This window comes from Paenibacillus sp. CR_12, from assembly GCF_041953985.1.
Taxonomy (GTDB): domain Bacteria; phylum Bacillota; class Bacilli; order Paenibacillales; family Paenibacillaceae; genus Paenibacillus_AQ; species Paenibacillus_AQ lautus_A.
Genome location: NZ_JAVFHO010000008.1, coordinates 308,485 through 321,771 on the forward strand (window position 1 = coordinate 308,485; position 13,287 = coordinate 321,771).

Genomic DNA, 13,287 nt, shown 5'->3' on the forward strand with positions numbered 1-13,287 from the left:
TCATGCGTCTGAGCTTGAATATTAAATTGCCTGTGTGACCTACTCCCAGCCAATTGCTGGTACAACCGCTATACGTGGCTATGATTCAGCTCGGACGCAACCTTTTTGTTCGCAAGGCTCCTTGCATACGGAATAAATACGGCAAGCGCCAGCGCAAGCATGATTCCCATAATAATGGCCACGAATGGAGCATTTATATGGATAGGTGACGTGTCAATCAATCTACAAGCATATAACAGAATAATCCCTAGCGTGACTCCTACAAACATTCCGATATATAGGTACAGCAGCACCTGCGTTAGAATGATCTGAACAAGACCCTTTTTGTCCACGGATATAGCCCGTAATACCGCAAATTCTTTACGCTTACTATAGATGTTGTTAATCAGGGAATTAAATACGCCGATGGTCACGCTTAGCATAATCACAATGATAGCACTTAGGAAAAAGGACCATACCCGCGTGTACATATTGCTTGAATTCTCCAGAGCTTGGGCATAACTGCTGATATCCACCGTTGGGAACTGCCCCTTGATGCCTTCCAGCTGATTTAATGCCGCAATCTCGTTCACTGGTGTTATATAAGCTGTACCAAAAACCGTAAACTTCGTATGGAAGGCTGCATTCGACCAATCGATATACATGTCTGTGTTTTGAATCGGCTCCGTAATGGCCGCTACCGTCAATGTTCCCGCATTCTTGAAGTTCTCTGGATCCTCGTCTTGATATACCGATAAACGAATCGGATCGCCGATGCTTAGCGCATGTACCTCAGCATAACGTTTGGACACGATGACGGCATTCGTCACGTTCGAAATATCCGGGAGCAGCCGCTGCGCGGCCAGTTCATCCAAATCAGCCAAAACATAATCGACTCTTTCGCCATTCTCCTTTTTGGCGGGACTTAACCGGCTGACCGTGCTTACTTTCTCGATCCCTTCCAATTGCGATATCCGCTGCTTTAATTGATCAGGGTCAATCGAAGACGAACTCTCAAGCCGGTCGACAACCCGAATATCCGCGGCATACTGCTTCTTGATATAATTCCGATCGTTATGCTGTATCGTGTTCAGAAGAGATGAGCCGATGACGGCAATCATCATGGCTAGGCTGATCGTCAGAATAACGAAGGTGTTTTTCTTGACCTGCGGCACAAGATTTTTGATTGCAACATACGAAACGCGCCCCCCTAGCAGCTTCAACACAGGCGACACCTTAGCCAACACACCGGGAAGGTATACGGGAACCATCGTAAACACGGACCATACGAACAATAGAAATCCTATTAAAAAGCTTAACTCCGGGTTAGCTGACGGCGTACCCGAGAATGCGATCCCAAAGAGGATGAAAAACAGGCAGGCCGCCATCAGCACTTTCCCTAATGTTTTTCGTCCCTTCCGCCCTTTAAAATCGGTATTCTGGTTCATCTCCAGCATCTTAAGCGGCAGTATCTTGGTGCTTCTGTAAGCAGGAATCAACATAAATAACTCCAGGATGATAAAGCTTGCCACCGCGACCATCGTCGCAACTCCAACATCAAAACGGCTATCCGTCAGCGGAACCAGAAACAGTCCGGATATCCATGGGATAATGTAAGTGTAACCTAGTAGGGATACCAGCAAGCCGCTCAGAACACCGAGCCCATTCGTAACCGTGCATTGGATGAACACCATCTTAAACAACTGTTCGGTTTGCGCGCCCATAGACCTGAGAACGGCGAATTGGAAGCGGTATTTATGCAGCATGCCTTCGAAATTGGACACGATCAGCAGGGAGATGACCATAACAATCAGGACCGAGATGACCAGGATGTAATTGCCCAAAATAGACAAAGAGGCTTTCAAGGTTGAATCCTGCGCGGCAATCTCGATCGTTAGCCCGGGCTCCAGCTCTTGTAATTGCTCACTCAGAACCAGCAGATCGGTATCATCCGCTGCCTGCACCATCACATAACTTGACACCGCATCATGCTGGGCTCCTGCAGTCTTAATCTGCCTGACTTCCTCCCGGTTCATAAGCAGCAGATCCGATGTGGTACCTGCAGCGGCAACCGGATCGCCAATGATCTCCGTGACTGTGTACGCTTTCCTTTCAACCTTCAACCGACTGCCCACCCGCAACTGTAACTCCTCTGCAAGCGACTCGTTCAGAATCAACTCCTCGCGTCCCGGATATGCTGTGAAATGATAGCGGCTCATCGACAACGCGTCATCCTCAATACCGGCAACGGCTACAGGTGCAGCGAGATCATTAACGAACATCCGGGACAGCATGACCGGAGAGATCTGTCGCACCCCGCCCGTGGACTGCATTAAATCCATAATGCGTTGATCTGATGTCGCATGGTCCACTTCGTTAGTGTATCCCACCATCATGTCGACATCGCCATACTGCTGTTTCACTTCGTGGTCTATGGAACGGTTGGCATTCGCCATAAATGAAGACATCGTGATCATCAGAAACACGGCCAAACTTATGCTAATCACGGAAAAGGACAGAATCGACTTGTTACGGGCCAGTATACGAAGGGCTATGCCTCGCAGTGAATGAATCATGCGGATAACTCCATCATCTTCTTGAATATGTTCAATATCGGATCCATCTTTCGCTCTCCGCTGCTCTCATACTGATCCACGATTTGACCGTCATGGAAAAATAACACCCGATCGGCATAAACCGCTACATTCGGATCATGCGTTACTATAATCATGCTTTGATTGAAGGCGCTTCTCATCTCCACCAAAGCTTCAAGAATTTCCTTTGAGGTATTGTAATCCAGATTGCCGGTCGGCTCGTCTGCCAGCAGCAGCGGCGGATTCGTAATCAGCGCCCGGCCGATGGCGACCCGCTGCTGCTGTCCCCCTGACAGCTGAACAGGCCGCTTCTTCCTCCAGCTCGCAAGTCCAAGCAGGGTGAGCATGTCCTGGACTTTGTGCTGAATCTCCGCCTCCGATGCCCCTTGCAAGATCAAGGGAATCGCCATGTTCTCTTCTACGCTTAAATCATTCAATAAATGAAAAGATTGAAATACAAAACCGATATTTTCTCGTCGGTAGCGGGTTGCATGAGGTTCCACGAAGATATGGTCCATAACCTCTCCCTTTAACTCGATGCTGCCTGAGCTAGGGGTGTCCAAGGAGCTGATAATGTTAAGCAGGGTGCTTTTTCCGGAGCCGCTGGTTCCCATAATCGCCACCAATTCGCCCTCCGCCAGCCCAAACGAAACATTCTTTAGCGCTTGAACTTTAAATCCGTCTCCATCATAGGTTTTGTGGATATTGCGAACCGATAACAAACTCTTCTGATTCATCCAATCCCTCCACTCGATTTATTTGTCTATACCTGGATAAAATACTCTATGAGTATATCAGATTTGGTTATATATGTAATCTCATGGAATCCATGGAATGCAATTGACTAGTTTGATATCTTATTGGCATAAACATCCAAAGAAAAAAAGACCGCGTTACGCGGTCTTTCATAAGCCATGCAGCTTCGATATTAGTGAGCGCTCACCAGGATCTTCACTTGGTTCTTCTCTTTAAGCAGGGCTTCAAAGCCCCGGTCGATAACCTCATCCAGTTTGATCCGCTGGGTGACCAGCTTATCCGCCGGGAAGAAGCCTTTTTCCATCAGGCTGATCACAGCCGGGAATACGTCGCGATAGCCGATGATTCCGGTAATGTTACGTTCCTTCATCACGATGTCATTCGGCACGATCGGAGCGGAGGTTTCGAAGATGCTGACAATCATAATCTGTCCGCCGATCTTCGTCGAGTTGATCGCTTGGGTGAGAACCGGCGGAACTCCGGTCACCTCGAATGCCACATCGACTCCGGCACCGGTACGGCGATGAAGCTCTTCTACTACATCGCAAGCCTTCGGATCAATGACGATAGCCCCCAATTCCTCGGCTTTCTGTTTGCGTTCCGGGGACAGCTCCACGGCGTAAATCTCGGATGCTCCCGCCGCCTTCAATGCTTCGATGACAAGCAGGCCGATCGGCCCGGCACCGAATACGACCGCCCGATCCCCAGCCTTCAGCTGGCTTTGGCGCACGGCGTACAGCGCGACTGCCGAAGGTTCCACCAGGGCTCCCTGTTCATAAGAAACGCTGTCCGGGATTTTATGAACCATGTGCTCATCCGCGACGACATATTCGGAGAAACCGCCGCCGCCGCCGGCGAGCCCGAGAAAGCCCATTTTGTCGCACAGATTGTATTTCCCTTGTCTGCAAGCTTCGCATGTTCCGCATGCAAAGACAGGCTCTACAACCACGCGGTCGCCAGCCTTGAATTTCGTAACGCCTTCGCCAACCTCTACAACCTGGCCGGAAAACTCATGGCCCATAACCACCGGAGCCTGTTCTCCGGTAAGGGCGTGAGGCGTATTCTCAGGTATAAATATAGGCCCGGCCACGTATTCGTGCAGATCACTGCCACAAATCCCGCACCACTCGACCTTGATTTTCACTTTTCCGTTCGTAGCTTGCGGCTCTGCGATCGTCTCCAAACGCAGGTCCTTTACTCCATGCCAGCGCAATGCTTGCATCGTCTTCATCTCCTTATAGGTTCGAAAAAATAAAAATGAAATAGGAAACGTTTCCGAAATCAAATATGTCACAGTTTTGACAATCTGTCAAACCCGTTCCACGAAAATGTATGAAATGTCATGGACAACTGCAGACTGCCGTTCCCCTGCCTTTGCCATGGAAATGCAGCATCGCTTGCTTGTTCCAGTTGTTCCCCTGCGAATCCCGTGATGGAGAGACGAGCTTAATGTTATAATATAGTTAATGGCTTCAATCCCATCTTGTATTCGCACATACACAGGAAACGTTTCCGATATAGAGAGGAATTTATCGAATATGGTGAACCCCAGAAAAGTAACGATCGAAGATGTCGCCAAACAAGCGGGCGTCGGTATCGCAACCGTGTCCCGAGCCATCAACGACAGCAAGGGCATCAGCCCGAAAACGAAAGCGCGGATCATGCAGGTGATCGAGGAAATCGGCTTCAGTCCGGATACCTCCGCTCAAAGCCTGAAGGTCCGCCAGACGAATCAAATCGCTCTCGCCGTGCCCGACATCCGGAATGCGATCATCCCGGAAATCGCCTGGTCGGTCGAACAGACCGCCAAACAGCACGGCTATCGGGTCGTTCAGATCAATACGGCCGGGAACGCACGGAACGAGCTGGAAATCGTGAGGGATATCAAAAAACTGCACGTGGACGGCCTGATTATCATGCCGCTAGCCTATCCCAAAACGCTTGGCGACCTCATTAACAAATCGAGCCTCCCCGTCTCCATCATTAATTACGGAAAACAACTGGGTGAAGAGTATAGAGCCGATATCGTCGGCCTCGCACGCCAGGAGGGCAGGCTTGTCATGGAGCATCTGCTGAAAATCGGGCGGAGCCGAATCGCCTATGCCGGTGCGCCCAAGGATAAAATCGAAGAGCGCTATTGGGCTTATGAACAGTCGCTGCAGAAAGTCGATCCGTCGCTTGTCTATTTCGGGGAGGACTTCTCGTTTGAGACAGGGGTTCGCGCGGCGGACTATTTCTACGGCCTGAGGCATATGCCAGACGCCATCTACGCGGTTAACGATATGGTTGCCATCGGCATCGTCAACCGTTTTAAGGAACTGAAGGTTCGGGTTCCCGACGATGTGGCGGTCGTCGGCATCGATAACAATGCATGGACCACCGTCACGACGCCGCAGATCAGTTCGGTGTCCATCATGGGCGATGAAGTGGCCCGGCTTGCGACGGAATTGCTGCTGAAGCGGCTTCGCGAGCAAAAGACCGGGCAATTCGAGCGCGTGCAATTCGAGCCGAGGCTTATTGTCAGGGAATCGAGCGTGTCCGTGATCCGAACCGCAACAATCGACTAAGCGTGATTCGGACCCGTAAAGAAGAGCCCGGAACGCGATGTTCCGGGCTCTTTCCCATTATGAATCATGAACGCTTAATGGCTTATCGTATACAAATAATAGCCATAGTCGGTAGGCGTGCCGGGATGTCCGATTTGCCGGAGCATGGCGGTTACGTTCCCCCGATGATAGGTCCCGTGATTGACCATATGCTGAATATAATCCAGGCAGCTGGCTCTAAAAGCTCCGGACGGATAGATGGTGTGCAGATTCTCGTGCTGTTCGATAAACAACCGGAAGCGTGCAGCCAGATCGTCCATTAACCGGCCCAATTCTTCGATTCGCTTGCCTTCCGTTTCCGCAACCAGCCGAGCAATCGAATCCTTCAGACTCTCCAAGTACGCAGGCGACATCTCCGTGACTCCGCCCGCGTTAAAGAACGACAGCCAGCCGGAATCAATGACATAGATGTGCACCATCGTGTCATAAATGGATGAAAAGACGCTGACAATCTCCTTGCGGTATACCTCTTCCGAAAGCCCCTGCAAATATTCGCAAACCTTCCGGTTTGCCCATACGTGGTAATCATGCTGCTGTAAGATCCATGTTTTCAAATCGTTGTTCCCCTTTTCATAGGCGGGGAAGCACGCAGTTTAAGGGCAATTATGCGCTAATCCCCATATTAGTTTGCCCGTGTACGATTGTTGTTTTCATCTCGAACGCCTCCTGAAATTTACCTAATCCCATTCTAGCATATATGCGGCCAAATAAGCGTGAATCATCGTATGGTTCTAGTTCCAACAAAAAAAGACCGCAACAGGTTCCATGCAACTCCCTGTCACAGCCTTGTGCGGCATGCCTGTTTTGCGTTCACCTAGGTCGGAACCGGCGCATGCTGCAGCCGATACGAAGTAGGCGATATGCGATAATACTTAGCGAATGCTCTCGAAAACGTGTGGAGATTGGAATATCCCAGCGAGAACGCCACCTCCGTCACGGACACGTCGGTTTCGGTCAGCAGAACCGCTGCCCGCTCCATCCGCAGCTTCATCAAATAATGGCTCGGACTGATGCCATGCACCCGAATGAATTCGCAGTAGAGATGCGTCCGGTGCACGCCGGCTTGATGGACCACATCCGTCACCGTGATCCCTTCCATGTAGTGGGAATCCATGTAATGCACGCTTTGTTCGAGCCAATTCGGTTTCGTTTCTCTTTTGGCCGGGGCGGCAGCCAAAAGTTCAAACAGCTGATACAACCGCTTCTGCCGTCCAAACTCGTGACCGATGGTATCGTCATCCACGCACCCGTAAATTTGATCCAGCACCGCCTGCAGCCCGCCCTTCATCACATTATGCAGAAAGGGCGAGGAGGGGTGCAGCCCGATTCGGGTCAATGCGCTCTCCGCTGCTTCTCCGTCCAAGACGATCCACTGCATGCGCAGCTTCGGTTCGGGATCGCCGTTCGGTTCCCAATAACTGTACCTCGTATGAGGAAACAGGCAAAAGGCATCCCCTGCCGACAACGTAACTACCTTATCCCCGAATGCCAGCGAGATTTTCCCGTTCAGGACAAAATGCAGCGCATAGTTCTCGGATATTTTGGGGCCGACGCTGTAGTTGGGTCTGGCCAAACTCCGGCCTGCACGGAGAATCCAGATTCCGCCCTTTCTTTCCATGTCCGAAGGTATGCCGTACTTCATATTGGGATGCTCGAAGACCATCTCCTTCACATGAAATCCCTCCCGCCTCAAATAAAATGCTTCCTGCCGAATGCAACATGCGGAGCATGATACGCCTGCCTTCACCGCATAAAAATAACAAAGAGGCACGGCTTCATGGCCATGCCTCCAGTGATCTGGTCGACGAGCTTTGTGTTCTTTTTTTGCGATGTACTCTACTTGCAAATCTGAGCTTAAGCCATTAGAACTCTTATACTCCCCATTCCTTGCGGGCTTCGGCTACGGACTTCTGCGGTGTGCGTCCCCAAGCATAATGACCTTTGGGTTTGCGGCCGATCCATCGCTCATCCACCGGTTCGGATGCAAGCTGATAACGGGTATCCGCGCTGATTCGGTAACGGTTGGTGCTGTTGTTCAGCGAGGTGTGCATCATATACATTCCGAATATAATGGCGTCTCCGGCCTCAAAAGCGGTCGTCGCCCATTGCCCGCCGTAACGGTCCACAATCTCGACGGGATCCTCGGAGAACCAGCCCGTGGCAACATTGTCACGATCAACGTCCATTTCACCGTAGGTCATCTTGATTTTCGTAAAATGCTGGGACCCGAGACACATCGCCAACGTTCCCATTTCAAGAGGGATATCCCCATACGGCGTCCACATAGTGTACAAATCCTTCGTGCCTCTACCCATATACACAACATCGTAATGAGCGCCGGTATTGCCTCCGCGAGCGACGGCGCGCGGCCACTTGTAGTCGTATGTCATCGCGGCTCCGCCCAGCAATCGTCCAAAGAAGTCCAGCACCGCCGGCGAATTGACAACGTCCAAAAACTGGGGGAAATCCGGCTGCAATTCCTCGGTACTGCCGCCCCACATTCCGCCCTTGTTCTCCGGTCCGATGATCCCGTCTTCGACAAGGGCATGGGGATCCAATCTGCCCATGGCCCCGAGTTTATTCAAGAACTCCATTCTTGCGTTCAAGACCCGTTCCCGCTTATGGAAACCGCGAATCAGGAGATATCCATCCTCCCGCAGCCGGTTTCGCAGCGCGACCGTATCCTCCAGCATGTCATTGCAGTCTCTTAATTCCGTGAGGTATTTACCTCCCCACTCCAGTTCCCGTTGTCCGATGGTCACCTTCATAACAAACCTCCCTTTCTGTCCGTCAGGATAACCTGAAGCGAAACATCCACGCTTCAAGTATCCTTATCCTATTGGATCCGGAAGAGGAAGTCGTTACCGAAAACCGAACCAAATTTACGCAAAACCCGTCTGCATCCGCGGTAGGCTATCGTAAGCGCGTTAGTGATGATATAGGCGCTGCCGGTTTCTCCACTCCGATGGGGGGCAGCCCTCCATTTTTTTGAACCAGAGCGAGAACGAGTGAAGCTGGGAGAAGCCAACCGATTCGGCAAGCGACTGGAGGTCTTTATCGGAGGAGCTTAAGAGCCACTTCGCTTCCGCAAGCCGGCATTGCTGCTGGTACTGCTTCGGGGTCATGCCGTATATTTTGGCGAACTGCTTGCGGAAGCCATCCTCGGACAGCCCCGCCATTTCCGCCAGGGTAGAGACATGCATTGGATCCCGGATATGCTGACGGATGTAGTCGCCGATGAACGAGATGGACAGCGCCTGATGATCGGAATGGGCGTGTTCGTTAAGAAACAATAAAAGCAGCTCCACCCAGACCGCATAATTCCGTATCGGGTCTTTCAACGGAGCAGAACGGATTCTCAGCCATTCGCGGAACAAGCGTTCATAACGGTCCCGATCCAGACGGGACAGGGCGATGATACGAGTGCCGCCATCCTGAATAAGCCTGTCGAACAGCTCCTTCACCTCAGACGGAATGCGGTCCGCCAAAAGCACGCCGAAGCGTATAGGAGACAACGCGTGGAACGAATGGGGAACCTCGGACGGAATGAGAACCACGTTCCCGGATTCCACTCTCGCTTCCCTGCCGTGCGCGCAAAAGCGGCCGCTACCTTCCATTATCAACGTAATCTCAAGTTCCTGGTGGCTTCTTAAGCCGTCATCTTCCCAATGTTCATCATGCGCGCCAATAAAACTTTTACATTCCATCAAGGTTGTTAATCCCCCTTGCCGCATGTCGATTTCGAACGGTTATGATTTCAACTATACCGTCGATAAACCTTACGTCAAGTCGGGATAACCTGCGAGAAGCACCTTAGCTTGCTGCAGTCTCAGCATGATCCATGATCAATCTTCACCTGCGGCAATCTCATGGTCCTTGTAGCTGATCCAATCGCTCCAGCTGCCTGCGTACAGCTTCACCTTGCGGTACCCGGCTTCCCGCAAAGCCAGCACGTTCGGGCAAGCCGACAACCCAGATCCGCAATATACAATCACTTCGTCATCGAAGGACAACCCGGCAAAACGCTCCCGCTGCCGCTCGGCTCCCTTTAGCGTCCCGTTTTCATCGATCCCGTCCTTCCAATAGGCATGCGCCGCTCCCGGAATATGTCCGGCCACCGGATCCTGTGGTGCCGTTTCTCCCGTGAACTGCTTCCAATCCCTTGAATCGAGCAGGGTCACGCCGGTTTTGCCGATCTTTGCCCTCACCTCATTCACATCAGCCAGCCATTCCTCCCGCACGTTCGGCTGGAATACGCGCGGAGCCGCCTCGCTTCTTTTCGAGGTGAGCGGATATCCGGCCGACTTCCAGCCGGCGAATCCTCCATCCAATATATATGCCGAACCGTGGCCCAGGTATTTCAAAATCCACCATAACCGCGCACCTTCCGGGCGAAGGTCATCGTCATAGACAACGACGGGCGTACTCGCATCGATCCCGAGCTTGCCGAGCCTCCGGGCCAGCTCCTCCGTATGCGGCAAGGGGCTCCGGCCGCCGTGCTCGCCTGGAGAATCCGTCAAATCCTTTTTCAAATCAACGAATACGGCACCGGGCACATGCTCGCGCTGATAAACCTCGTAGCCGTAATTCGCGTCGCCCGGGCTGAATCGGACGTCCGCAACGACAAGCTGACCCGGATTCGACTGCAGCTGTTCCAGCACCCATTCCTTGCTTACGATATTTGACATAGGCTCCTCGTCCCTTCTGATATCAAGCTGCCGTTTAAATCGTAAATTCCAAATCCTCTTCCGTCTTGACGTCATAAATCGCAGCGTAGATGTCGTTCTGAATCTTCAGGAGGCTGGCATCCTCCCGCTTGCGCGGACGCTCATGGGAAACGTCGAAAATATGGTGAATGCGCCCGGGGCGCGGGGACAGCAGGACGACCCGGTCTGCGAGAAAGACGGCTTCGGATACGTCATGGGTCACAAACACCACCGTTTTCTGCTCCTCCTGCCATATGCGGAGCAGATCCTGCTGAAGCTGAAGCCGGGTAAGATGGTCCACCGCGCCGAACGGCTCGTCCATCAGGAGGATGCTCGGACTACTCACGAGCGCTCTTGCGATCCCTGCTCGCTGCCGCATGCCACCCGATAAATGATGTGGATATTTCGAGCCGAATCCCTCCAAGCCGACCATGCTCAGATATTTGTCCACGAGCGTTTGCCGCTCCGCTTTTTTCATGCCGGCAAGCTCCAGCCCAAGGCCGACGTTCTGCGAAATGGTGCGCCACGGGTACAGGGATGCATCCTGGAATACGACCCCAGAGCTCCGCGTAGGCCCCTGAACCTTCTTGCCATCCAGCAAAATGTCGCCCTCCGTCGGAAGCTGCAATCCCGCCAGCAGCTCCAGCAGCGTGCTTTTTCCGCAGCCGCTCGGCCCGAGGACGCACAGAAATTCGCCGTCCCGCACTTGCAGGTTTATATTTTGAAGCGATATCGTTGGAAGGTCGCCGCCATAGACCTTCGAGACATTTTCAACCGTAAAGCCGGACATAGGAACGCCTCCTGCCATACTTTATTTTTTCGGAATAAACCTGAGGTCCAGAATATCCTCCACCTTGTAGATCTCATCCTGGAAGCCCAGCTCCTTCTGAATCTGCTGGGTATCATTCAACGCGTTGATGTCCACGTCCGGATTGTTCTCCCACAGCACCTCTTCGCGCTTCAGCGCCAGATCCAGCACCTCGGGATCGATCTCGATGTTGTTCAGATAGTAAGCCTTAAACTCGTCCGGATGGCTCTTCGCATACTCCTGCGATTTGAAGTAAGCTCGCAGCAGCTTCTCGACCAATTCCGGTTTCTCTTCCAGAATACCGTCGCGGGCCGCCAGCACCCCGGTGTGGAAGGTCGGCAGGTAATCCCAGCCTGTAGCGATGATATGGCCCTTTCCCTGCTTTTCAGCCAGAGAAGCGAACGGTTCATGAATGATGGTGGCGTCGACCTGTCCGGTTTCCAGACTCGCGTAAGCCGCCTGATGCGTGCTGTTGGCAATGAAGGTCACATCGTCCGGACTCAATCCGTGCTCCTTCAGGATGACCTGCGTATATACCTCCAGGCCGCTGCCGAACACGGCGATGCCCACCTTCTTGCCCTTCAGGTCTTCCACCTTCTGGATCTCCGGCGAGGCGATCAGGTAGAACGGCCCCTTGGTCCGGAACATGGAGGAGACGATTTTGACGGGAGCGCCCTTGCCCGCAGCCACGATCGCCGTCGTCGTGGCCACGTCGACCACGTCAATGTCCTTGCTGGTCAGACCGGCTATCGGGTCCTTGGTGGTGATAAATTCGACGTCGAGTCCTTCCTCCTCAAAGAAACCCTTCTCCGCCCCGAAGGACACCGCCAGTCCGCTGACCCCGCTAAGCGGCGCATACCGGATCTTCTCCAGCTTGGCGCCTGCCGCGCTCTCTCCGTCCCCGGCGGACGGTGCCGCTTCCTTCCCGTTATCTTGACCGCTTGCGCAGCCGGCCGTCATGGCGATCAGCCATAGCGCCGCAAGTGCTATTAGGTATGGACGTATTCCTCTTCTGTTCATATGGTTCTCTCCCCCTGGTAGTGGTGCTTTTGCCCGATGGTCTATGATGATTTCCATTTCAAAAAAACGCTGCGTTCCAACAAATCGATCAATGAAATGATAAGTACGGATACGACGGTAACCAGCGCTACAATGGCAAAAGCCTGTGCGGTATTGTACAGCGATGTCGCCTTCACGAGAATATTGCCAAGGCCATCCTTCGACGCCAGCATCTCCCCGAACAGCGCCCCGACCAGTCCGGTAGCGGCCGAAATTCGGAGAGCGGCAAAAATGGTGGGCGCAGCCGATGGCAATATCACCTTCATGATGGTCTGATAGCGCGTCGCCTCGAATACTTTGGCGACCTTCAGATGGTTGTCCGCCGTCTGTTTGATTCCGGTCATCGTATTGACCGTGATCGTAAAGAAACAGAACAGGAACACAATCGATATTTTATGCGTGATCCCGATCCCGAGCCAGAGCGCCAGCAGCGGAACGATCGTCACCTTCGGAATCGCCATCAGCGCCGAAAGGTACGGCCGGAAGAACCGCTCCGCCCATGGGATCAGCACCAGAGCCATGCCGACGGCGAGCCCGCCAATGGCCGCAATGCCGTAGCCCGCAACGAACTCGGCCAATGTGACGTACAGGTGCTTCCAGATCTCCCCGTCACCGAACTGCTTGAACAGTTCGCGGAATACTTGGGAAGGCGCAGGCAGATACAAGCTGCTGACGGTCTCCGTGCGAACCAGAACCTCGCAGATCCCCAGTATGACCAGCAGCAATGCCCCCTGACCTGCCCAGATGCCGGGGAATTTCTTGGCATTCCTCGTTCCCAT

The 13,287-nt window shown here is 52.8% G+C and carries 12 protein-coding genes; 1 reads left to right on the top strand and 11 read right to left on the bottom strand.

What is annotated here, in order from left to right; translation table 11 throughout:
* Positions 1–68: 68 nt before the first annotated feature.
* The 3 genes from RB297_RS25200 to RB297_RS25210 all read right to left on the bottom strand — a co-directional run bounded on the left by RB297_RS25200 (position 69) and on the right by RB297_RS25210 (position 4,551).
* Positions 69–2,555, bottom strand: a complete 2,487-nt coding sequence (locus RB297_RS25200) for an FtsX-like permease family protein (RefSeq protein WP_375121733.1) — start codon at positions 2,553–2,555, stop codon at positions 69–71.
* The gene (locus tag RB297_RS25205; protein ID WP_096776368.1) at positions 2,552–3,310 is read right to left on the bottom strand and encodes an ABC transporter ATP-binding protein; all 759 of its coding nucleotides are present in this window, start codon (positions 3,308–3,310) and stop codon (positions 2,552–2,554) included. The genes RB297_RS25200 and RB297_RS25205 overlap by 4 nt, the downstream gene beginning before the upstream one ends.
* A 191-nt stretch (positions 3,311–3,501) precedes the next feature.
* Positions 3,502–4,551, bottom strand: a complete 1,050-nt coding sequence (locus RB297_RS25210; RefSeq protein ID WP_375121734.1) for a 2,3-butanediol dehydrogenase — start codon at positions 4,549–4,551, stop codon at positions 3,502–3,504.
* 316 nt (positions 4,552–4,867) lie between these two features.
* On the opposite strand from RB297_RS25210, the gene RB297_RS25215 reads away from it, so the two are divergent.
* The gene (locus RB297_RS25215; RefSeq protein WP_096776369.1) at positions 4,868–5,896 is read left to right on the top strand and encodes a LacI family DNA-binding transcriptional regulator; all 1,029 of its coding nucleotides are present in this window, start codon (positions 4,868–4,870) and stop codon (positions 5,894–5,896) included.
* 74 nt (positions 5,897–5,970) lie between these two features.
* Here RB297_RS25215 and RB297_RS25220 read toward each other — a convergent pair whose 3' ends face one another.
* From RB297_RS25220 to RB297_RS25255, 8 genes are all read right to left on the bottom strand, one after another.
* Positions 5,971–6,489 (bottom strand): DinB family protein, encoded by a 519-nt coding sequence (locus RB297_RS25220; RefSeq protein WP_375121735.1) that lies wholly within the window; start codon positions 6,487–6,489, stop codon positions 5,971–5,973.
* 260 nt (positions 6,490–6,749) lie between these two features.
* On the bottom strand, positions 6,750–7,598 hold the full coding sequence (locus tag RB297_RS25225) for an AraC family transcriptional regulator (protein WP_375121772.1): 849 nt from the start codon (positions 7,596–7,598) through the stop codon (positions 6,750–6,752).
* A 208-nt stretch (positions 7,599–7,806) separates the two neighbouring features.
* Complete coding sequence (locus RB297_RS25230; protein WP_375121736.1) at positions 7,807–8,703, bottom strand: phytanoyl-CoA dioxygenase family protein; 897 nt, start codon at positions 8,701–8,703, stop codon at positions 7,807–7,809.
* A gap of 159 nt (positions 8,704–8,862) precedes the next feature.
* Positions 8,863–9,642, bottom strand: coding sequence for a helix-turn-helix domain-containing protein (locus RB297_RS25235; protein WP_277749093.1), 780 nt, complete (start codon positions 9,640–9,642; stop codon positions 8,863–8,865).
* A 138-nt stretch (positions 9,643–9,780) separates the two neighbouring features.
* Entirely contained in the window at positions 9,781–10,623 is an 843-nt protein-coding gene (locus RB297_RS25240; RefSeq protein ID WP_375121737.1) for a sulfurtransferase, read from the bottom strand.
* 34 nt (positions 10,624–10,657) lie between these two features.
* Entirely contained in the window at positions 10,658–11,431 is a 774-nt protein-coding gene (locus RB297_RS25245; RefSeq protein ID WP_375121738.1) for an ABC transporter ATP-binding protein, read from the bottom strand.
* Between the two features lie 21 nt (positions 11,432–11,452).
* A complete protein-coding gene (locus RB297_RS25250) occupies positions 11,453–12,469 on the bottom strand; it encodes an ABC transporter substrate-binding protein (protein ID WP_096776376.1) in 1,017 nt (338 codons plus the stop codon).
* A gap of 41 nt (positions 12,470–12,510) precedes the next feature.
* Positions 12,511–13,287 (bottom strand): ABC transporter permease, encoded by a 777-nt coding sequence (locus tag RB297_RS25255; protein WP_375121739.1) that lies wholly within the window; start codon positions 13,285–13,287, stop codon positions 12,511–12,513.